We start from the raw sequence: 22,731 nt of genomic DNA on the forward strand, positions 1-22,731 counted from the left end.
GGCAAAGCCCCTGTGCGCCTTTTTGGTAGTGGGCACTACCAAAAAGGCGCACGGGGGTCAGCTCAACCACGTATTGCCGAAGAGCAGAATCCCGTCCGCACTCGGGGTCACTCCGTGGACGTTCTCGCGCCACGGGATGAAGACCTTGCCGGAGTTGACCACGGCCATCGGCGCCGTCTCGTTGACCACGGTCTGAATATCGTCGATGACGGCTCGCCGCTCATCCTCGCCCGACGCCGTTTGCAGCTTGCCGAGCAACTCGTCCATCCGAGCGTTCTTGTAACCGAGAATGTTCGACGGCGATTCGCTGAACAGGTTGCCGTACATACGCACGAACGGTGACTCTTCCAGCACGTTGAACGCGAAGTAGGACACGTCGTAGTCATGCTTTGCGTACAGCATGGAAATCAGATCGTTGATGCTGGTTGCGTAGGTGATGTCGACCGTGAAACCCACTGCCTGCAAGAGCGACTGAAACGTCAGTGCGCTGCGCTGCGTCGCCGGATCGTTCATCCCGACGTACGTCAGTTTTCCGTCGTAACCGTCCGCCTTCGCCTCGGCGAGATACTTCTTGGCCGCCTCGGGGTCGAAGCCGTTCCCGGCCACCGATCCGTGCCACTGCGACCACGACGCGAACATGTCGGTGCCGGGTTCGCCGAAGCCGCCCTGAACTCGCTCGTTGAACGTATTCGGGTCCACCGCAGCGACAATCGCCTTACGCACGCGCTCGTCCTTCGCTGCCCGATCGTCGCGCTGATTGATTGCCAGAACTCCGGCCATGCTGGCCGAGTACACAAATCCGGGATCACCGGCTTCGAAAGCCTCGTGAATGAAGTCGGGAGACTTCAGATAGGCAACCTGGATTCCGTCGGTGTGCAATCCTTCCAGTTTGCTCTTCTCGTTGACGATTGCGGGAAAGCGCAACTTCTCGAGGTACGGCGCCCCGTCCCAGTACGTCGGACGGGCAGCGAGCACCAATTCGTCCTGGGAGGCGAACTTCTCGACGGTGAACGGGCCTGCCCCGATCGGGGTGAACGTGCCGGTAGCCATCGACGAGGGCGCGACGATCATGCCGGGACCGGTGGTGAACATGATCGGGAACTCGTCCCACGGCTGCGCCAATGTAAAGACGACCGTACTCGGATCCGGTGAATTCGTCTCGCGCACAGCGGTCTTCCACACCAGCGCGTGAGTTCCCTTCTTCTGCAGATAGTGATCGATGCTCCACAGGACTGCCGCACTGTCCATCGGAGTGCCGTCGCTGAAGGTGACGCCGTCGCGCAATTTCAGTGTCCACACCGTGTTGTCGCCGTTGGCCGACAACGACTGAGCCAAGTGGGGAACATACTCGCCCGCCGACGTATCGAAGCGCATGAGAAGGTCGTAGATGGCTGCCATTTCGCTACCACCGGTAGCGCCGCCGTCCTGACGGTCAGCCGGATCGAGACTGCTGATCCCGTTGTAGGTGGCAAACGACACGGTGCCACCCGATCGCGGCTCTCCCCCGTTGTTCTGGTCACCGACAACTCCGACCGTCACGTCCGATGCATCCGTGGTCGTACCTTGGCTGCTACCGGCGCACCCCGTCACCACCAGCGTCGCCGACGCCAGGACAACCATCCAGATTCGAGCGCGGACTCGGTACGAGCGCTTCATTGCGACTCACTTTCACAGTTCACGGATACGTCGATCCCTGGATCGGACACCCGACATATTTGTAAGTGAATTCTAGGTAAGGTCTCGTCCTGCGTCTTCGTTTTCACGAAGCCGAAGCGATAATTCGCGTTCATGACAGCAGAAACAAGAACTGAATTCTAGGTTGCAACCGTTCAGCGAATTACCATTCCGATGACGTCTTCGACGTTCCGCTGGGCCTCTGCGAATCCGATCCGGCCACTGGTCCACAGCGCAAGGGCCGTCAACATCGTGCCGCCTATTGCCACGGCCGCAACCCTCGCCGTCTCGGCCGGGACGCCGTCCATCAACTCGAACAGCATTCTCCGATGTGCCGCTGCGCGCAGATCCAACGACTCGATCACGAACTGATCCGAGGACGAATGGAGTTCGATCTCCAACCGAGCGAAGTAGGGCCTACGCTCGAATGCCTTCATCTCGCGGCGATGAAGTGCCAGAACCCGCTCGTACGCGTTGTTCTCGCCACCGTCTGCCCGCAACTTCTCAGGACGACGGACCGATTCGAGACCGCTCCACGCCGTCATCGCCGCAGCCAGAAGTTGCTGTTTGGTCGGAAAGTAGCGATACAGCGTTCCGAGTGCGACGCCTGAACGCTCCGAGACGTCTTTCATCTGGATTCGATCCGACGGCATCTCGGCCAGCATCTCGACCACCGCCGTGGTCAGTCGTCCTCTCCGCTCGAGTTGCCCCACCGACATGAGGTCGACGTCCAAGGGAAACTCGTCGCTGCGCGCAGTCACGCGCGTCACGATAGTTCAGAATCCTGACCGCAGTGCCGGGTTGCGAAGTTTCATCGTAACCCCGATATCTAATACACGGATTAATCAACTGCAGATCGCGCTAGGGTTAGTCCATGACTGACCGGACAACCGATGACCAGCCAACCGTCGGCGTGCTGAACTTCTGGTCGTTCATCGAACTGGCCAACAAGCGACTGGCCACCGAACACGGCTTTCGCGACCAGCTGGCCACCGAGGTACTACTGACACTCAATCGGGCTTCCAACGTGGTCACCTACGATCTCGAGTCGTCGATCCACCGCCCTCGCGGCTGGTCATGGTCCTCCTTCAGGCTGTTGTTCGTCACCTGGCTGGCCGGTCCGATCGAGCCGAAGGCTGCCGCCGAGCTCACCGGCATGAGTAGGGCAGCGGTCTCCAATCTGTCCAAGTCGCTGCTGGCAGACGGATTGATCGATCGTCGGCCCACCGAGAACGACGGCCGTTCCGTCCAGCTGTACCTGACCGACAAGGGCCGAGAAGCCATGGTCGAAGCCTTTCGCGAGCAGAACGAACGCGAACACGCCTGGGTAAGCGTCCTGAGCGAGGCCGAACAACGAATTCTTGTCATGCTCCTGGACAAACTGATCACCAACCGCAGCCAGTTCGACGTACGCGGACGTAACTGACATAGACCCGAACCCCTTGGAGGGTTGCGCCCATCACATCATTTTAGTTAATGTGTTTACTATCTGGTGGAGGTGAGCCAGGCAGAACAGCACAGAAGGAGCCCCGTCATGGCGTTCTATCGACAACTCGGCAACATCCCACCGAAGCGTCACACCCAACACCGTGACGAGTCCGGCAACCTCTACTACGAAGAGCTGATGGGAGAGGAAGGTTTCTCCTCGGATTCTTCGTTGCTGTACCACCGCGAGATCCCGTCGGCCATCGTCGACGCAACGGTCTGGGAACTGCGCGATCAGAGCACAACCCCCAACCATCCCCTCAAACCGCGCCATCTGAAACTCCACACGCTGTTTCCCGAAAGCACCTGGAACGAGACCGACGTGGTAACCGGCCGTCGTCTCATCCTCGGAAATGCCGACGTGCGATTGTCCTACGTCGTTGCGGCAGCGCCATCTCCCCTGTATCGCAACGCAATCGGCGACGAGATGGTCTACATCGAATCTGGCGAGGCGACCGTCGAGACCGTCTTCGGTGCACTCGAGGCCAGTGAAGGTGACTACGTCCTGATCCCGATGTCCACAACGCATCGATGGATCCCCAAGGGTGACAAGCCACTTCGTGCCTACGCCATCGAGGCGAACAGTCACATCGTCCCGCCCAAGCGCTATCTTTCCCGCTTCGGCCAGCTGCTCGAGAACGCACCGTTCTGTGAACGAGACCTGCACGGACCGATCGCGCCCATGATCGCCGAAGGAACCGACGTCGAGGTACTGGTCAAGCACCGAACGTCGGCGGGCATCGTCGGCACCCGAATGGTTTATCCCACGCACCCTTTCGATGTCGTCGGCTGGGACGGCTGCCTGTACCCGTACACCTTCAACATCTCCGACTACGAGCCGATCACGGGCCGTGTTCACCAACCGCCGCCGGCCCACCAGGCGTTCGAGGGAAACAACTTCGTGATCTGCAACTTCGTTCCGCGCAAGGTCGACTACCACCCCCTGTCGATCCCGGTGCCGTACTACCACTCGAACGTCGACTCGGACGAGATCATGTTCTACTGCGGCGGTGACTACGAGGCGCGCAAGGGTTCCGGCATCGGTCAGGGTTCGATATCGATTCATCCCGGCGGCCACGCCCACGGACCACAACCCGGCGCCTACGAGCGGAGCATCGGCGCCGAGTTCTTCGACGAGCTCGCCGTGATGGTCGATACGTTCCGGCCCCTCGAATTGGGTGAGGGAGCCCTTGCCTGCGAGGACGAAGCGTACGCCTGGAGTTGGGCAGGGCGGGGGCCTCGGCAATGACGATCATCTCCCCACTCCTGCGCGGCCTGTGCGACGACGCAGCACTTTTCCCACCCGGCAATGCTCCTCTCGCCGAAGCAATTCCGGCCCACGCCGCCTACCTGCAGGCGGATTACGACGCACTGGTCGGGCCTTTCGTTTTTCCCGCACCGCGACTGGGCGAACTGGCTGCGTACGTTTCAGCGGACAGCCCGGTGACGCTGAGCCTGACCGTGCCGGCCGGCCCATCCGATACGGCGGCCGCACTCTCGAACGCGCTCGCCATCCCTGGTGTTCACGTCGCCGCCGTCGAGGTGGGAATTCCAGACGGGTTGGACGCCGATGCGGCCTTCGAGGAAATCGCTCGTGTCCATGCCGCTCATCCCGACGTCGACATTTTTGTCGAGGTGCCTCGAGGTGATCGGCGCGCGGGCTATCTGGCAGCTCTCGAAACTGCCGGGCATTCCGCAAAGTTTCGCACCGGCGGGATTGTCGCCGAGGCGTACCCGAACGAGGAAGAGCTCGCCGATGCGGTGATATCCGTTGTCCGAGCCAATATCCCGTTCAAGGCGACTGCGGGACTGCACCACGGCGTGCGCAACACCGATCCGGAAACAGGCTTCGAGCAACACGGCTTCCTCAACATCATGGTGGCCGTCGACGCGGCGAGGCGGGGCGCCGATCGTTCGGAAATTGTTGCTGCACTGTCTCAGCGCGATGGAAAATCGATCGCGCAAGCCCTGGCCGACCTCACCGAGGACGAGGCCGGCGAGGTGCGTCGCCGATTCCTCTCGTTCGGTACCTGCAGCATCTCGGACCCTCTGACCGAGCTGGAAGGCCTCGGGTTGATCGTCCGCTCCGACAAAACCGAAGGAACTCTCGTATGACTGTCACGACCATCGACATTCCCGCCGACTCACTGTTCGGTCTCGACAATCTGCCGTACGGGGTCTTCTCCCCCGCGGGAGGGTTACCGCGTGTCGGTGTGCGCGTCGCCGAATCGGTGGTCGATCTCGCAGCGACACTGGGTGATTCCGTCTTCTCCGAACCGACTTTGAACGCGTTCATGGCTCAGGGACGAGATCAGTGGGTATCGGTGCGAAACCGGATCACGGAGCTCGTGACTAGCGAAATAGACTCGAATGCAGTGTTTTCCGTTGATTCGGTGACAATGCATTTGCCGATCGCAGTGGCCGATTACGTCGACTTCTACGCCTCGGAGAATCACGCAACCAACCTCGGGCGGTTGTTCCGCCCGGACGCAGCCCCCTTGATGCCGAACTGGAAGCATCTTCCCGTCGGATACCACGGGCGCTCGAGCACCGTCGTCGTCTCCGGCACCGACATCGTTCGTCCCTGCGGACAGCGGAAGGCACCCGATCAGGAAAGCCCGGACTTCGGACCGTCCCGGCGCCTCGACATCGAAGCCGAGATGGGATTCATCGTCGGAACTCCCTCGAAGATGGGCGATTCCATCACCCCGGACGAATTTGCCGAGCACGTCTTCGGCGCCGTCGTCGTGAACGACTGGTCTGCCCGAGACATCCAGGCGTGGGAGTACGTGCCCCTCGGTCCGAACCTGGGGAAGAGTTTCGCGACCTCCATCTCACCGTGGGTCGTTCCCTTGCTCGCTCTCGAAGCAGCCCGAATCGACACTCCGGTGCAGGATCCCGAACCGCTTTCCTATCTGCGTGGTGAAGAGAAGTGGGGGCTGGACATCGAGCTGGCCGTCGAATGGAACGGTCACGTCGTCTCCCGGCCGCCCTACGCCCAGATGTACTGGTCGCCTGCGCAGATGCTCGCGCACACCACCATCAACGGCGCAGCAGCGAGCACCGGCGATCTCTTCGCGTCCGGAACCATTTCCGGACCGGACAAAGATCAGCGCGGCGCCTTCATCGAGTTGACGTGGGGCGGCAAGGAACCCGTAGCTGTGGGCTCCGAGACCCGTACCTTTCTCGAAGACGGCGACACCATCGCCATCTCAGCCACCGCTCCCGGCGTCGGCGGATCACGAATCGGCTTCGGGGATGTTCACGCTCGGATCCTGCCTGCAACGCAAACCGAAAGATAGTGATTGACAACTGTTTGATTCACGCTGATCTGATGTCCGGAATTCCTTGCCTCACGATTCTCCGAAGATAAGCTGGACTAACCATCCAGAGCGATCGAGAGTCCTGGCTCCGTGACGTCGCAGCAACCCCCTCTGCTGAGGTGCGGGTGCTTTCTGCCAGGTCCGATGGAGGACTCGTGCCAGGCGATCGACCCCGTACCTCAGTGGGGACAGCAGCTGTCATCGTGATCGTGGGTGGTGGACCCCGCGGAACCGGCGTACTCGAGCGGATCCTCGCTCACGAATCGGTGAACGCCGATCCCACACCGATCGACATTCACGTTGTCGACCCGTATCCGGCAGGCGCCGGCCGTATTTGGCGAGGCAGCCAGGCGCCGCTTCTGTGGATGAATTCGACAACCGCGGACGTCACGATGTTCACCGACGAGACCACCGCCGTGATCGGCCCGGTGCTGCCGGGTCCGACCCTCGCGGAATGGGTCGCCGAGCGCTCGGCTGAGCTTGCCGAATTCCCAGAAATCGCAGCAGAAGTTCCGACGCTCACCCCGTCGTCGTTTGCATCGAGGTCACTGCAGAGCCGATACCTGAACTGGGTGTTCGAGACTGCAGTCGACTCCGCGCCAGCGCACGTCGACGTTCGAGTTCATCGACGATCCGTGGTCGACATCGTGAACGTCGGCGAGACACAGACGGTTCATCTGGACGACGGAGCTGTCATCGACGCGACGACCGTCCTTCTCGCACAAGGGCACCCCGATGCGTTGCCTGCCCCACGCGAAACCGCGCTGACCAGCTTCGCGTCCGATCACGGGTTGACGTATGTGGGTCCGGGCTACACTGCCGATCTCGACGCCGATGTCATTCCCGAAGGCGAACCGGTTCTGATCGCCGGACTCGGGCTGGCTTTCATCGACTGGATGGTTCTCCTCGCCGAGAGCCGTGGCGGCATCTTCGAACGCGGTGAAGACGGCGTCCTCACTTACGCTCCCTCGGGTCGGGAACCCCTGTTGTATGCCGGATCTCGTCGCGGAGTGCCGTATCATTCCAAGATTTCGTACTCGATCGCTGACGCGCGGCCACCGCTACCGCGGTTCTTCACCGCTGATCTCGTTCCCGGCGACGGACCGTTGGATTTCCGAAACGACATCTGGCCCTTGGCGTCGAAAGAACTGGCAGGCGCCCACTATTACGAGCTGTTCGCATCTCACCCGGATCGGACAGTGGGCACCTGGGAGGAGTTCGACGCCGAATTCGCCTCGCTGGCTTGGGGATCGCCTCGATTGCAGGAACTGGTCGAGAACGCAGTCCCGAAGCCGGAAGACCGTATCGATCTCGAGCGGCTGAACCGCCCACTCGGCGGTGAGCGCTACGACGGGCTTGCCGAGGTCCAGTCCCGGATCACCGAATACATCTCGGCGGATGTCGCGCGGAGGTCGGACCCGTATTTCAGCGCCGACGCGGCTGTCTTCTCAGCGCTGCTGTCGACGTACATGACCGTCGGAGAATTGTTGCGGCGCGGCAGAATCCCGGCCGAATCCGTCGCCAAGGACGTCGAGGGTTGGCTTCATTCGTTCTTCAGCTTCATCGCCAGTGGTCCGCCGCCCGAGCGTTTGGAACAGTTGATCGCCCTCAACGAGGCGGGCATCGTCCAATTCCTCGGGCCGGATTCAGCGTTCTCCACCGAGATCGACCCGGCAACGGGGGCTGGGATCTTTGTCGCTCGCAGTGCGTCGCACACCGACATCGTGGCCGCGAACACCCTCGTCGAAGCACGCTTGCCGGTTGCGTCCATCAGCGCGAGCGGTGACTCGCTCCTGCGGACGCTTCACGGTCGGGGTGAGGCAGTCGAACTTCGTGCGACCGTGGACAGTTCGGCGAAGCTCGCCGTCGACGGTACTTCACGAATTCTCGACCAGAACAACACAGCTCATCCTCGCCGCTTCGCGGCCGGGCCGTGGGTTGCAGGCCACAACTGGTCGGCGGCTTTCCCTCGTCCCCGTACCAATGCGGGGTTTTTCCGGCACAACGACGCCCTGGCGGCGGAGATTTTGGGCGCTACGCGCGTGTGAGCGGTTAGGGAGTCCTGGGACTCCCTAACCGCTCACAGGGGGCTGTGCCCCTAGCTGAACACCAACTCACCCTCGTCAACCGCGACGGTGATACTGCCGCCCTCTTCGAGGAGATCGTCGAGCAGCATGTCGGCGATCTTGTCGTCGACCACACGCTGAATCGAACGACGCAACGGGCGAGCCCCGAACTCGGGCTGATGCCCGTGCTCGGCGATCCAGTCCACCGCGTCGGCAGTGAACTCGATCTCGATGCCCTTGGACTGCAGCCGCTTCCGGCTGTCGTCGAGCAGCAGATCAGTAATCCGGTGCAGTTGCTCGGTGTCGAGCTTGCGGAAGATCACGATCTCGTCGATACGGTTGAGGAACTCCGGCCGCATCGATTCGCGCAACCTGGCCATCACGCGGTCGCGCAGTGGCTTCTCCGCCGACTCTGCATCACCCGTGGTGAAGCCGAGTCCACCGGACTTGCTCGAGATGATGTCCGAGCCGAGATTGCTGGTCATGATCACGACGGTGTTCTTGAAGTCCACCGTCCGACCCTGACCGTCGGTCAGACGCCCGTCGTCGAGCACCTGGAGCAAGGTGTTGAACACGTCCGGGTGTGCCTTTTCGATCTCGTCGAGCAGGATCACCGAGTACGGGTTACGACGCACCTGTTCCGTGAGCTGTCCGGCCTCGCCGTAGCCGACGTATCCGGGAGGAGCACCGACCAATCGGCTGACCGTGTGCCTCTCACCGAACTCACTCATGTCGAAGCGCAGCATCTTGTTCTCATCTCCGAAGAGTGTGGCAGCCAGAGCTTTTGCGAGCTCCGTCTTGCCGACGCCAGTGGGTCCGAGGAACAGGAAGCTACCGACGGGACGATCCGGATCGCTCATACCGGTACGGCTACGACGCACGGCACGCGCGATTGCGCGAACGGCGTCATCTTGCCCGATGACACGACCGTGCAGTTCCTCTTCCAGACGGCGCAGGCGATCTTTCTCTGCCTGAGTCATCTGGCTTGCCGGAATACCCGTTGCGCGAGCGACAACTTCGGCGATTTGTTCAGCGGTCACGTCCGGCGTTTCCTCGGAAGGAACCGAGGATCCTGCCTTCTCGAGACGCTTTGCGACGCCGTTGATCTCGTCACGCAGGGTCGACGCCTTCTCGTACAACTCGTCGGCGACGGCTTTTTCCTTGTCGCTCTCGAGCTGCTCGAGACGCTGCTGCAGCGCAGCGGTGTCTACCGTGGCCGTCTTCAAGCGAAGCCTGGCGCCGGCCTGGTCGATCAGGTCGATTGCCTTGTCCGGCAAGAACCTGTCGCCGATGTAACGTGCCGACAGCTCTACCGCAGCGGTGATCGCCTCGTCGGTGTAATGGACCTTGTGGTGATCCTCGTACCGACTGCGCAGGCCGCTCAAGATGGCGATCGCGTCCTCGATCGACGGCTCTCCGACCTGTACGGGCTGGAAGCGCCGCTCGAGCGCGGGATCCTTCTCGATGTTCCTACGGTATTCGTCGAGCGTGGTGGCGCCGACGATGTGCAGTTCACCGCGAGCGAGCTTGGGCTTGAGGATGTTTCCGGCATCCATCGCACCGTCTGCGCCGCCTCCGGCACCGGCGATGGTGTGCATCTCGTCGATGAAGACGATCAGCTCGTCCTTGTGTGCGGTGATCTCGTCGATCACCTTGGTCAGCCGTTCCTCGAAGTCTCCGCGGTAACGGGTACCCGAGACCATGCTCGAGAGTTCGAGCTGGACGATCTTCTTGCCCACCAACGATTCCGGGACATCCCCGTCGACGATGCGCTGGGCCAGTCCTTCGACGATGGCAGTCTTGCCGACGCCGGCCTCACCCACCAGGACCGGGTTGTTCTTGGTGCGGCGGGAGAGGATCTCGATGGTCTGTTCGATCTCGTCGGCGCGGCCGATCACCGGATCGACGCCGCCGTTGCGGGCGCGATCGGTGAGATCGACGCCGTACTTGTCGAGCGTCGGTGTGGTGGACTCGTCTTCGACTGGACCGGCTGCAGGGTTCTGAACCGCTGCCTGCAGCTTCTCCGGCGTGATGCCGGCCGAAGCGAGCAGACGACCCGGAACATGATCGGGGTCACCGGCCAGGGCGATGAAGAGATGTTCGGGGTCGATGTACGTCGATCCCAGGGCTCGGGCCAGTTGATGAGCCTCGAGTAGAGCGGTTTTCACGGCACTGCTGAGCGCAGGAGCAGAGTAGGCCCCCTGCTCACGGCCTTGTGGCAGCCGCAGGTCGACGGCGTCGACCACGGATTTCGGGTCGGCTCCGGCGCGCTGCATGAGCGTGCGGACCGGATCCTGCTCCGCCATGACGCGGAGAACGTGCAGTGCATCGAGATCCGAATCACCGCGAGCAGCCGCTACACGTGCAGCGTCAGCCATGAGTTGCTGGGTGGCCCTGCTCATGAGCCGGGAAATATCGATGCGACCGGGACCCTCGGGCCCGAAGAATGCTGGCATTCCGAAGCCTCCTTGCAGAAAGTTGAGCGTTACTGACTCAATTAACGTGCATGGGGCTCGATCAATTCCCGCGGCCTCAGATTTGTTTCAACACCATCCAGTCGCCGATCGTTCTCAACTACCGAAAGATCCGGTAGACCGACCGACCGGGTACGCCTCGACGCGCATGATCACCGATCCCGCGCAGGGACCACTCTTGATGTCGGTACGCCACGAACCTTTCAGACTGCCATCGGGCTGAGGTGTGTAATACGCCTCGGAGTGCGCCGGTGCCCACACCTTGGGCACGCCCTCCCCCTGGTAGCAATCCCACTCCCAGTCATAGGGGTGCACCCAACTGGTTCCGTCCCAGGTGTATCGAGCAGGCTGCGGCAACGTCGGATTGGCGGGAGCCGGACCGCCGACCACTGTGGCGATACAGACTCCGCTCGAGCAATCCGTCTCGAACGTGTATGTATCGGAGAAATCCGGCTCCCACTGGCTGGCGGCCAGACTTGTGCCCGTCTTGGTCGCGGCGAAACGCTTGAGCGAGTAATCACCGGACCAATTCGCATCCGCAGCCCCCGCGGGCATCGCTCCGGCGACAAACCACGTAGCAACGAGAGCAACCACCAACAATGACTTCCGCATGCGTGAAGTGAATCACAAGCTATGTCCGAATTGTCGGATACTGGCCACAAGAACACCGACGACGATCAGCACCAGCGAAACCAACGGCAACGCTCCCGCACCCCTGTCCGCCAAGATCAGCCCGCCCACGACGCCGCCCGCTGCGATCGCCGCATTGAAGATCGTCACGAAAACCGATTGCGCCGTGTCCACAGCGTCGCCCGTCGTATCCGCGAGCGCCGTCTGAAGGAGAGTGGGAGCGCCTCCAAATGCCACGCCCCATACCGCAACGCTGAGTGCGATCACTGCGAAGCTGTCACCGCCGACGCCCAACGCCGTCAAAGCTGCGGCAAAGACCACCAAGCTCAGCACGGTGAGACTTCGAAGGGCCCGGTCGACAAACACCCCGACCACACCGATGCCCACGAAGGCGAAAAGTCCGAACACGAACAAGACGATTCCCAACCGATCGCCGAAACCGATGCGATCCAGAAACGCCGCCAGATACGTGTACACGATGTTGTGCGCGAGGATCCACAAGAACGCGACAAACAGAATCGGTCGTACGCCAGGCAGGACCAAGACTTTCCGCACCGGCAGCTGCCGATCCGCTTGTTGCCCGGGAAAGTCCGGCATCACCGTGAGTATCCACGCGACCAGAAGTAGCGCAGCAACCGACATCACGGCGAAGACGACGCGCCAATCGGCCAGGGTCCCGAGCCACGCCCCCATCGGAACGCCGATTGCCAACGCGATCGGCTGTCCGACGGAGGCAACCGCAACGGCCCGCCCCTGCAGGTGAGGGGGCGACATCCTGCGTGCGTACCCGGCAAGCAACCCCCACACCACACCTGCCGCCATACCGGCCAGAAACCGAACACCCAAGGTGAGAACAAGATTCGACGAAAGCGCTGTCACCAGATTGAAGACACCGAACCCCAGAATCGCCGACACCAGGACAGCACGCCGTCGCAATCCTCGGGTCAATGCGATCAGTGGTACCGCCCCGACGACGGAACCCAATGCGTATGCGGTGACCAATTGCCCTGCGCCGGAGACCGATACGGACAACCCTGACCCGATCTGCACCAGTAGTCCGGCCGGCATGGTTTCGGTTGTGATCGCTATGAAGCCTGCCATTGCGAGTGCCGACAACCCGGCCAGCGGTAGTGTCCGGACGGAATCGGTCTCCGCCAGTGCCGAAGTCGCCGTCCCGTCCGAGTTCGAGCTCACCTCGTCGGTGTTTCGGGACTGCCTTCACCCGACTGGCCGGAACGGACCAGTTCTGCAATAGACGCCCAGTCCATCTCGCCCTGACCGTTCGCCAGAGCCTGAGCGAGCACGCCTCGAAGTACGCCACCGAACGGCAAATCCAGATCGACGCTGTCGGCGGCGTCGAGCGCAAGCCTCAAATCCTTGAGGCCCAGAGCTGTGGTGAATCCTGCAGGCTCGTACTGACGCGTCGCGACGAGGTTTCCGTAGCTGGAGTAGACCGGCCCCGGGAAGATCGTCGAGGTCAGCAGTTCTACGAGTTGGCTTCCGTCCACACCTGACCTCTCCCCCAATGTGATTGCCTCGCCCAAGGATTGAATCGCGGCGAGGATGAGGTAATTGCCGATGATCTTGACGATGTTGGCCTGCTCCGGACGCTCACCTTGTGGCCACGTGCGAGCACCGATGACGTCGAGGAAGGGTTGCACTCGCTCGAGGAGGGAACTGTCGCCGGCGGCGATGATGTTCAACTGGCCAGCCTGAGCAACAGAAACGCGTCCGAACACCGGCGCCGCGATGTACCCGATGCCGTACTCGGCGTGCAGTGCGGCGGCGCGCTTGGCAAGGTCGACGCTGACGGTGGCCATGTTGACGTGCACGGTTCCACTCGGAACGGATGCGAGGACGGCGGGATCCAGAATGGCCGAAAACACGGCCGAATCATCTGCCAACATCGACAGCACAACACCGGACTGGAATGCCTCGGCAACGGTTTTCGCGCCGATCGCCCCTTCCTCGACCAGTTCGGCTACCGCTTCAGGGCTGCGATTCCACACCGTCACGTCGAAGCCTGCGCCCAGTAGATTTCGAGCGATGGGACGACCCATCGCGCCCAAGCCGACCACGGAAACAGAAGTCATGGATTTCCCTCTCGAAAGTGCTGAACCATCTAAGATGGTTCAAGACTCTCACACGGGTACAGTTGCTGTCGAACCGGTTGAGATGGTTCGCCACGAAGGAGGATGAAAGTGAACGAAGCAGGAGCTGATCAATCCGCTCGGGACGTGTTTCGACTCGACAACGACACGCTCGCCTTCCGCTTCACCGCCACCCTCACCAATCGGAACGGCTCGAGGTTCGAACGACTCACGAGCCCGCAGCGACTCGAATTATGGTTACGCGCCAACGATCTGATGGACGCCCCCGCAACCGCGACAGAAGACGACCTCCGCGGCGCGCAGGATTTACGTGAGGCCATTCATCGCATCGGAACCGCCGTATGCGAGGACCGCCGCGTCTCACGCGCCGATGTCGGGATCGTCAACACCGCATCCGAGCTCGGTGATGCCCACCTCGTCCTCGAGAGTGGCCGGGCCCTCTGGAAATCAGCCGGAGACAATCCGATCCGCGACGCTTTGTCGATAGTGGCTGCCGACGCGATCGCGGTGCTCGGTGGACCCGACCACGACCGCGTCAAAGCCTGCCAGGGCGAAGGGTGCACCGGCCTCTACGTCGACACCAGTCGCGGCAACAACCGACGCTGGTGCTCGATGAACATCTGCGGAAACAAAGCCAAGAAATCCGCGATGACCGCTCGCGCCGACTAGCTCATGTCACCTTCACCACGACTCCATTTCGCCGCCACTCGGTTCCACAGCTTCTCGATCGGCGTCGACAGCAGGAGAAGAAGCAGCGGGAAGTACGACGTCACCGGAACGAGCACACTGACGAGCAGCGCCACCACCATGATCAGGAAAGTGACGATTTCAGCGGTGAAATGCGGCTTCGCATTCTCTTCGCTCAACGAAGGGTTGCGAACCAGACCCCACGCGACCACCGCCAGGCACGCAGCACTGGCTGCCATTGTCCCGATGTAGAGAGCCCTGGTTCCGAGATCCTGCGACGGCGCTGCAACGAGCGCAGTCGGAAATGGCAAGAACACGATGGTCATCACCCACAACCCCAGCCCGCGCACAACCACCTTGTCTCCGTCGACCACAAAACGAAGCAGCCGATGCTGCGACCACCAGAGACGGAAGATCACCAGAAAGCTCAGGGCGAACGAATAGAACTGCGCAGCGTGATCGCGCAGGAGTTCCGACGTGGTGCCGTGGTGGTCACTGGTGAGTTCGACCAGCGGCAGGACGAGCAGCGTGATCGCAATGGCGACAATCGCGTCGATGAAAGTGACGTAGCGCTCGAAGTAGCGGGTGCGTTCCGCAATCTCAGCCATTGCGGAAGCATAAGCCTCACAACAGGAAACAGACCGGCGACGCCACTTTCCGGAAGCAGGTATCCGGAAACATACAATTAACGAATCAAATTCGTTAGATCTCTTGACCGTGGCGGAGCTCATCCCCATACTTAACGAATCACATTCATTAAGTGACTCACATCACGACACCAGGGGTCGGTTCAGCCACCCCCTTCAGGACATGGGGTTGCCCTAGTGCCGATCAACGCTTCGACGAATACGCAGTCCGACCGGGTTCCACTCACCGCCAACCGCGGTATTGCCGTCTTCAGTATCGGCGTCATGGGGTTCATTACCGCGAACCTCATCCCCCTGATGATCGTGGCAATGGTCGAGGACCTCGGTGTCACCGAATCCGCTGCCGGTGCCGTTCTGACAGCATCGCTGCTGGTCTGCGCCGTCACCTGCCTCGCCACCACCCGAATCGCCTCGGGCCGGCATCGCCATCTCCTCGGCCGCGTCAGCCTGATCGCGATGGCAGCCGCATTCGGCGTTGCGGCCATCGCACCGTCCACGACGATCGCATGCGCCGCGATCATCGTCGGCGGTATCGGCGCTGGTGGATCCGCATCCGTTGGTGGAGCGGCACTGGCCGCGCTCACGAACCCGGACCGGGCGTCAAGCATCAGCGGCCTCGTGAACCGTGTCGTCGTCACAGCCGTCCTCGCTCTCATACCCATCCTCGGCACACACATGACCAACGCATTCGGCATCGTCGCAGTCCTGGCACTGGCTACCGCAGCAACGGTCACCTGGTTGCCGTCGTCCCCGGTGAAAGAGTCGCCGGAGACGGCGAAGTCCGCCAATACGACCACAGCTCTCCCCGCCGGAGTAAGCGCGAAACGACTCACTTTTGCCGGAACCGCATTTCTCGCGATGCTTGCAGTCTGGGCGATCAGCGAGGACTCGTTGTGGGCAGTACTCGGCATCATGGGTTCCGAGCACGCCGGGCTCTCGGATCAACAAATGAGTCTCGCACTGAGCGCATCAACGGCGGGTGGTGTGCTCGCGGCTGTTACCTTGACCGCGTTGGGTTCTCGGGTCAGTCGGACAGTATCGATCTCCGTGCTACTGATACTCGGGGCAATTCTGAAGCTGTCTGCCGGCCTCACCACCGATCCCACGATCTACCTGGTGCTGGTCATCGCTTGGAACACGGTCTACGCGGCCACGTTCATCGTCCTGGTTGCCATCTCGGCCGCGCTCGACGCGGCCGGCCGATGGTCGGCGCCACTACTGGGCACCTACCTCATCGGCTCCGCGTTCGCGCCGCTGTTCGGAACTTCGGTGACGGCCGGCCTCGGGTATCCGACCTTCGGAGTCATCATCTCGGGGATCAGCTTCGTTTTACTGGTCCCGTTCGCCTTGGTTTCCCGACTCTCCGCACGTACCGAAGGTGCGTATCGTCACCACAGCGCCGCCATCACTACTACCGTCATCGCGTAAGGATCACGTAGAAGTCATGAATGACAGCATCACTCACTACCGCAACGGAAAGATCTTCACGGCTGCCGACGACGGATGGGCCGAGTCGATAGTCGTCGAGGACCACAAGCTCAGATTCGTGGGCGAAACCGTCTATGCCGATATCCTGGCTCCAGACGCCGAGGTGATCGACCTCGAAGGTGCCGTCGTGCTGCCCGGTTTCGTCGACGCCCATACACATTTGGTGATGATGGGATTCGCGCTGCAGAAGTTGGATCTGCGTGATGCCACCGATCTCGCCGACATTCAGTCCAGCATCAAGCAATTCGCGGAATCGAACCCGGACGCACCACGACTGCTGGGTCGCAGTTGGTTGTTCTCCGCGCTGGATGGAGGGCACCCGACGCGAGAGATGATCGACGCCGTCGTACCCGATCGCCCGGTGTACCTCGACGCCAACGACGTACATTCGGTCTGGGTGAACACTGCAGCACTGCGAGAACTCGGCATCGACGCGGACACTCCCGATCCGATCGGCGGTCGTATCGGCCGGGATCCGGACACCGGAGAAGCCACCGGAATGCTGTACGAGACCGCCATGATGCTCTACGTCTGGCCGAAACTGGCGGAGCTCGCATCCGACGAAGACCGGGACGCCGCCCTCGCTCTCGCGTTCCGCCACTATCTCGAGGACGGCGTGACCGGTGCGGTCGACATGGCTCTCGGCGCGGACGAATTAGCCTCGCTGGAAAGAGCATTGGACGCAGGAGACGGAATACTGCCGCTGCGCGTCGCGGCTCACTGGCTGATGACCCGCGAGGACAATGAGGCCGACAACGTCCGACAAGTTCACGACGCGATCGAACTCCACGAGCGCGTCCAAGGTCCGTGGCTCCGTATCGCCGGAATCAAGATCATCATCGACGGCGTGATCGACAGCTGCACTGCCGCAATGAAAGAACCGTACTCGGACGGCACCAACGCCGAGCCCATCTGGGATCTCGAATCCTTGATCCCCGTCGTGACAGCCGCCGACGCCGCAGGCCTGCAGATCGCGATGCACGCGATCGGCGACGAGGCGTCGGAGATCGGTTTGACGGCACTCGAGTACGCGATCGCCGCCAACGGAGACATTCCCCGCAGGCACCGAATGGAACACTTGGAGTCCATCACCCGGGGCAACGTCGAAAGGCTTGCCCGCCTGGGAATCATCGCCTCGATGCAACCGGTTCACGCTGACCCTGCAATCCAGGAGAACTGGCAGGCGATGCTCGGCGACTACCGGGTCAATCGCGCGTACCCCTGGCCTGAATTCACCGAAGCCGGAGCGGTTCTGGCCTTGGGTTCGGACGCTCCGACCGCTCCCCACCCGCCGCTGCCGAACATGTTCACAGCCACCACCCGTCGATCCGCAATCGATCCGTCGCTGGCACCCAATCTGCCGAAGTACGCTCTACCTCTCGCGGATGCGCTGGCTCACGCAACTCGCGACGCTGCCTACTCGTGCCGGTGGGAAGATGTGACCGGCCAGCTGGTTCGGGGTAAAGCAGCCGATTTTGTCGTACTGAAACAAGATCCGTTCACCGAAGGGGTCGATTCTCTCCTGACCACAGAGATTGCGATGACCGTCGTTGCTGGATCCGTGCGATACGACGCGGCCGGGGCCAAGAGCACCGAAGCACGGAACACCGAGTCCGATAGCTGATCGTTACCGGTTGTTCGATAACGCACGCATGCGGCCGGGCGACAGAACGAAGGAGGGACTTGAACACGTGAACCCATACACTCTGGAGGACGCATGCGCAGGAAAGCTCCGATTTCGGCCGCCGTCGCAGCCGCTGCACTGGTGACGGCCACTGCCCTGACGGTCGCCGGTTGTGGGTCGACCGAAGGAACACCTGAAGCGGCGGCGAGTTCCACGGCAGCCAGTTCAACGGCGTCGGCGACATCGACGGCAAACGAAACCGAGACGACGGTAGCGAGCTCTCCCCCGCCACAATCGAACACCCGCACAAATGCATCCACGACGGCGACTACGACAGCAATCCCCGCTTCGGGTCCCTGTCTCGACGTCGGCTCCTCGCTCGTCACCGACGCCATCGGCACGCTGGGCACCGACATCAACGGGGGCAATTGGATACCGAGATCCGCGAGCGAAGAACAGATCGGGAATTGTCCTGACCTGCTCTGGGTTTCGGTGGACGGCGACGGCGTCGGCGATGCGACTTACCAGTCACACGTCCTGTTCTTCCACGACGGAACATACCTGGGCACGGCTACCAGTGAGCCGTACTCGTACACACACGTCATCGACAGCAACAAGGATTCGGTATCCGTCCAATACCGTTGGCTGCTGGACGACGATGCATTCTGCTGTCCCCAAGGCGGACCGAACATAGTGAACTTCACGTGGAACGGCAGCGCCGTGGTTGCCGACGGCCAGTTCCCGCCCTCCTGAACCTGTCTGGGTCCGAGAAGGCCCTGAATGCAACTGTGCCCCAGCGACGACGGTCACTGGGGCACAGTCTTGTTCGATCTACTCGCCGGCGCTCCTACTCACCGACACCGAGTTCGCGCAGGCGAGTCTTGTACAGCTCGATGTTGCCGAGCTTGATGTCTTCGTAACCGCGAACCACGTCCGGCAGTGCCGCGATCTCGACGGCGCGATCGTATCCGTCGGTTGCGAGCGTACGAGAGAGGTCAGCGATCATGGCCTCGTACTCGGCGAGCAGTTCACGCTCGACCTTGCGGACGTGCATGTAGCCGAAGGGGTCGAGCTTGGTACCGCGAAGCTTCTTACCCTTGGCCAGAACCTTCAGTGCAACATGCGACTTGGGTCCGAGACCGATCTTCTTCTTGCGGCCCATCACTCGAAGGATCGGCGGGTGGAGCTTGTAGGTCAGGTTCTCCCCGGCCGGCACCTGAGACTTGACGTCCTCGATGAATGCGGGGTCGACCAGCATACGGGCAACTTCGTACTCGTCCTTGTACGCGGTGAACTTGAACAGGCCGCGGGCAACAGCCTCGCTGAAATCGGTCCGCTCGGTTGCGGCACGTTCGGCGGTCCAGACTGCCTGAACCTGATCGATGTAACGCTGGGCGATCTTGACGGACTGGAACTCGATGAGCTGCGCTGCACGCAGTTCCACCAGTCGCAGGGTTTCACCGGTGAAGGTGGTTCCGGCGAACATGTGAGCCGGTGCGACAACGGGTTCGCGGACGGACTTGGCCGGCGTGGTGACGGCCGAGAACGCTGCGGTGTCGGCAATTGCTGCACGACCCCAACGGAATGCCGCGATGTTCGCGTCCACGGCAACGCCGTTGATGCCGATCGCTTCTTCGATGGCCTCTGCCGGCAGACGAAGTCCGCCGCTCTGGTAGGCCGCACCGATCAGCAGGAAGTTGGCTGCTGCGGTGTTACCGAACAACTCCTGCGCCGCGGCGAGTGCGTCGAACGAACGCAGGGTGCGCGACACCTTGTCGAGACGGGCGAGGAGTGACGTCTCCTCGGGGTAGCGAACAGCCTTGTCGTAGACCATGTCTCCGGTCGGCGTCTGCGACGTCGAGGCGATGGAGACCGTCTTCTCGGCGTTGCCGTAGTCGAGGTTCTTGTTGTCCGTCGCGGTCAGCAGGTCGAAGGCGACGATGCAATCCGCGCTGCCCGGAGTGAGGCGGTTGGACGGCTCGAGCGCGCTGGAGCTGAAACGCAGGTGCGAGACAACCGGTCCGGCCTTCTGGCTCAGTCCGATCTGGTCAAGGCTCTCCACCTCGAGGCCAGCGCGCAGTGCAGCCGTTGCGAGCACCTGGTTGACGGTCACGATGCCGGTGCCGCCGATGCCCGCGAGGAAAACGTTCTGCGTGCTGGTGAGCGGTCCGAAATCGGGGTCTGCGACGACGGGCGGGACGGGACGTGCGGCCTTGGGAGCCTTCTTGCCCGGTACCAATTCGACGGTCACGAACGACGGGCAATCGCCGTCCATGCAGGTGTAATCGGTGTTGCAGGACGTCTGGTCGATCTTCGTCTTGCGGCCGTACTCGGTGTCCACGGGCTGGACCGAGAGGCAGTTCGACTTCACACCGCAGTCACCGCAGCCTTCGCACACTGCCTCGTTGATGACGACGCGAGTGTTGCGAGTGGGCAGCGTGCCACGCTTGCGCTGGCGACGAGCGTCGGCCGCACAGTGCTGGTCGTAGATCAACACTGTGACGCCCTTGATCTCGCGAAGCTCCTTCTGGGCCTCGTCGAGGCGATCGCGGTGCCAGAGCTTGGTGCCCTTGGCCAGAGCGCGCTTGTTGTGACGCGAAGGCTCGTCGGCGCAGATGATGATCTGCTTGACGCCCTCGGTGGTCAGCTTGTGGCTGAGCTGAGCAACGGAGAGGGCACCTTCCGCGTCCTGTGCACCGGTCATCGCCACTACTTCGTTGTAGAGCAACTTGTAGGTGATGTTCACGCCTGCGGCGATGCATGCCTGGACAGCCAACTGACCGGAGTGGAAGAAGGTGCCGTCGCCGATGTTCTGGAACAGGTGAGGCACGTCGGTGAACGGTGCCTGCCCGATCCACTGGCTGCCCTCGCCGCCCATCTGCGTCAGGCCGGTGACAGCGCTGTCCTCACGGCCGGACATGGTGACGAGTGTGTGGCAACCGATTCCGCCGCCGCCGATGGAACCCTCGGGGATAGCGGTGGAACGGTTGTGGGGGCACCCGCTGCAGAAGTACGCGGTTCGCTTGGCGGAGAGCACGTTCAGCGACAGCGGGGCCGGGAGGGTGCGCTTGAGTTCGACGTGCGGCTTCAGTACGCGGCGCAACGGGGCGAGCAGCCGGCCTGCGGTCAGTTCACCACTGGCAGGCATGAGCAGACGGCCCTGGCCGTCACGCTTGCCGATGATGCGAGGGGCATCGTCGGTGCCGTACAGGACTTCCCGGATCTGAGCTTCGATGAACGCGGTCTTGTCCTCGACCACGACGATCTGCTCGAGGCCTTCGGCGAACTCCTTGATCTTCTCGCCCACGACGGGGTAGCACATTCCGATGCGAAGGAGACGGATCCCGGCGCGGTGCAGCGCGGCATCATCGACGCCGAGGTCTGCCAGAGCTTGTCGGACGGAGTCGAAAGTTGTACCGGTGGCGGCGATACCGATCTTCGCACCGGAGGGGTTGACCTCGATCACATCGAGGTTGTTGGCAGTTCCGTACGCGTGCACAAGATCCCATCGCGGGCCGTACAGATCGGCCTCGGCGATGACACTGTCCGGCGGCGCGGCCATCTGACGCTGCTTGTAGACGAAGGGCTTGCCCTCGAACTGCACTTCCGGAACCACGATGTCGAAGTCCGCGATGCTGCCGTCGATCGTCCAGGCACCGTCTGCGACGTCGGCGACGATCTTCAGCGCTACGACGCAACCGGAGACACGCGAGAGAGCAACGGCGTGCATACCCATCGTGATGATCTCTTCGGCATTGCGTGGGAAGAGAACCGGCACGCCCATCGCGGCAAGCGAGCGCTCGCTGACGGCCGGAACCGTGGAGGACTTCGACGCGGGGTCGTCGCCCACCAGGAGGACGACGCCGCCCTTGGGGTTCACGCCGTACATGTTGGCGTGGCGAATGGTGTCGGTAGCGCGGTCGACGCCGGGGCCCTTGCCGTACCAGACGCCGGTCACGCCGTCGTGGGTCGCGGTTCCGGCAGGGAGATCCGTCTGGCTTCCCCATACCGCCGTGGCGGCGAGCTCCTCGTTGAAGCCAGGGATGAAGGTGATGTCGTGCTCGGCGAGAACCTTGGGCATGCCGTGAAGCATCTTGTCGACGCCACCGAGGGGGCTGCCCTGGTAACCGGAGACGAAGGTGGCAATACGCTTACCTGCCCGAATGTCGCGAACGTGCTGCTCGACGAAGCCGCGTGCAATTGCCTGAACACCGGTCAGCAACACCGGTCCCGATCCCGACCGGTACCGATCATCGAGGTCATAGGGCTTGGCCTGGGCTACGCCCGACACCAGTTCAGTCATCGTGGACCACCGTTCCGTCTGCAGTGCATTTCAACTACCGTGCATTTTCAACAACCGCGTAACTCGATCTGTTCAGATGATCGTGGTCGAGGTATGTGAAAGCGTCAACAGAGGCTTGTTCAACTATTCAAATTGACAATTTGTGAGCCAAATCACGTGACCTAGGTCATCGAATCAATCAGTTGGAGACCCGTTCGTGGCGATACGGCGAAACGGACA

At 62.0% G+C, this 22,731-nt stretch carries 17 protein-coding genes; 9 read left to right on the top strand and 8 right to left on the bottom strand.

What is annotated here, in order from left to right:
* Positions 1-57: 57 nt before the first annotated feature.
* Both GN300_RS03995 and GN300_RS04000 read right to left on the bottom strand, forming a co-directional pair.
* Entirely contained in the window at positions 58-1,656 is a 1,599-nt protein-coding gene (locus tag GN300_RS03995) for an ABC transporter substrate-binding protein (RefSeq protein ID WP_063315878.1), read from the bottom strand.
* 173 nt (positions 1,657-1,829) lie between these two features.
* Entirely contained in the window at positions 1,830-2,444 is a 615-nt protein-coding gene (locus tag GN300_RS04000) for a TetR/AcrR family transcriptional regulator (RefSeq protein ID WP_063315877.1), read from the bottom strand.
* Between the two features lie 104 nt (positions 2,445-2,548).
* On the opposite strand from GN300_RS04000, the gene GN300_RS04005 reads away from it, so the two are divergent.
* The 5 genes from GN300_RS04005 (at position 2,549) to GN300_RS04025 (ending at position 8,530) form a co-directional block, all read left to right on the top strand.
* Entirely contained in the window at positions 2,549-3,100 is a 552-nt protein-coding gene (locus GN300_RS04005) for a MarR family winged helix-turn-helix transcriptional regulator (RefSeq protein WP_003939926.1), read from the top strand.
* Positions 3,101-3,208: 108 nt separating this feature from the next.
* Positions 3,209-4,408 (top strand): homogentisate 1,2-dioxygenase, encoded by a 1,200-nt coding sequence (locus tag GN300_RS04010; RefSeq protein ID WP_030535304.1) that lies wholly within the window; start codon positions 3,209-3,211, stop codon positions 4,406-4,408.
* Positions 4,405-5,274, top strand: a complete 870-nt coding sequence (locus tag GN300_RS04015; protein WP_063315876.1) for a hypothetical protein — start codon at positions 4,405-4,407, stop codon at positions 5,272-5,274. The genes GN300_RS04010 and GN300_RS04015 overlap by 4 nt, the downstream gene beginning before the upstream one ends.
* Positions 5,271-6,461, top strand: coding sequence for a fumarylacetoacetase (fahA, locus tag GN300_RS04020; protein WP_063315875.1), 1,191 nt, complete (start codon positions 5,271-5,273; stop codon positions 6,459-6,461). The genes GN300_RS04015 and fahA overlap by 4 nt, the downstream gene beginning before the upstream one ends.
* Before the next feature lie 176 nt (positions 6,462-6,637).
* Positions 6,638-8,530 carry an FAD/NAD(P)-binding domain-containing protein gene (locus tag GN300_RS04025; RefSeq protein WP_233405568.1) on the top strand — a complete coding sequence of 631 codons (1,893 nt, stop codon included), beginning with the start codon at positions 6,638-6,640 and terminating at the stop codon, positions 8,528-8,530.
* A 50-nt stretch (positions 8,531-8,580) separates the two neighbouring features.
* On the opposite strand, the gene GN300_RS04030 is transcribed toward GN300_RS04025, so the two are convergent.
* The 4 genes from GN300_RS04030 to GN300_RS04045 all read right to left on the bottom strand — a co-directional run bounded on the left by GN300_RS04030 (position 8,581) and on the right by GN300_RS04045 (position 13,745).
* Positions 8,581-11,004 carry an ATP-dependent Clp protease ATP-binding subunit gene (locus tag GN300_RS04030; protein ID WP_063315873.1) on the bottom strand — a complete coding sequence of 808 codons (2,424 nt, stop codon included), beginning with the start codon at positions 11,002-11,004 and terminating at the stop codon, positions 8,581-8,583.
* A gap of 114 nt (positions 11,005-11,118) precedes the next feature.
* A complete protein-coding gene (locus tag GN300_RS04035) occupies positions 11,119-11,634 on the bottom strand; it encodes a hypothetical protein (protein WP_037128543.1) in 516 nt (171 codons plus the stop codon).
* A 12-nt stretch (positions 11,635-11,646) separates the two neighbouring features.
* The gene (locus GN300_RS04040; protein WP_063315872.1) at positions 11,647-12,846 is read right to left on the bottom strand and encodes an MFS transporter; all 1,200 of its coding nucleotides are present in this window, start codon (positions 12,844-12,846) and stop codon (positions 11,647-11,649) included.
* Positions 12,843-13,745, bottom strand: a complete 903-nt coding sequence (locus GN300_RS04045) for an NAD(P)-dependent oxidoreductase (RefSeq protein ID WP_050654757.1) — start codon at positions 13,743-13,745, stop codon at positions 12,843-12,845. The genes GN300_RS04040 and GN300_RS04045 overlap by 4 nt, the downstream gene beginning before the upstream one ends.
* A 102-nt stretch (positions 13,746-13,847) precedes the next feature.
* Between GN300_RS04045 and GN300_RS04050 the strand changes: the two genes are divergently transcribed.
* The gene (locus GN300_RS04050; RefSeq protein ID WP_197487719.1) at positions 13,848-14,432 is read left to right on the top strand and encodes an ABATE domain-containing protein; all 585 of its coding nucleotides are present in this window, start codon (positions 13,848-13,850) and stop codon (positions 14,430-14,432) included.
* On the opposite strand, the gene GN300_RS04055 is transcribed toward GN300_RS04050, so the two are convergent.
* The gene (locus GN300_RS04055; protein ID WP_054188911.1) at positions 14,429-15,058 is read right to left on the bottom strand and encodes a TMEM175 family protein; all 630 of its coding nucleotides are present in this window, start codon (positions 15,056-15,058) and stop codon (positions 14,429-14,431) included. The genes GN300_RS04050 and GN300_RS04055 overlap by 4 nt on opposite strands.
* Before the next feature lie 216 nt (positions 15,059-15,274).
* Here GN300_RS04055 and GN300_RS04060 point away from each other — a divergent pair, with 216 nt between their 5' ends.
* The 3 genes from GN300_RS04060 to GN300_RS04070 all read left to right on the top strand — a co-directional run bounded on the left by GN300_RS04060 (position 15,275) and on the right by GN300_RS04070 (position 18,962).
* A complete protein-coding gene (locus GN300_RS04060) occupies positions 15,275-16,525 on the top strand; it encodes an MFS transporter (protein WP_003940508.1) in 1,251 nt (416 codons plus the stop codon).
* Positions 16,526-16,541: 16 nt separating this feature from the next.
* Positions 16,542-18,209: an amidohydrolase gene (locus GN300_RS04065; RefSeq protein ID WP_063315871.1), complete on the top strand. Its 1,668-nt coding sequence runs from the start codon at positions 16,542-16,544 to the stop codon at positions 18,207-18,209.
* A gap of 93 nt (positions 18,210-18,302) precedes the next feature.
* Complete coding sequence (locus GN300_RS04070; protein WP_003940243.1) at positions 18,303-18,962, top strand: LppP/LprE family lipoprotein; 660 nt, start codon at positions 18,303-18,305, stop codon at positions 18,960-18,962.
* Positions 18,963-19,056: 94 nt separating this feature from the next.
* Here GN300_RS04070 and GN300_RS04075 read toward each other — a convergent pair whose 3' ends face one another.
* Positions 19,057-22,512 carry an indolepyruvate ferredoxin oxidoreductase family protein gene (locus GN300_RS04075; protein WP_042921773.1) on the bottom strand — a complete coding sequence of 1,152 codons (3,456 nt, stop codon included), beginning with the start codon at positions 22,510-22,512 and terminating at the stop codon, positions 19,057-19,059.
* Between the last annotated feature and the right edge of the window lie 219 nt (positions 22,513-22,731).

Source organism: Rhodococcus sp. Ni2 (genome assembly GCF_021352185.1).
Classification (GTDB): domain Bacteria; phylum Actinomycetota; class Actinomycetes; order Mycobacteriales; family Mycobacteriaceae; genus Rhodococcus_F; species Rhodococcus_F qingshengii.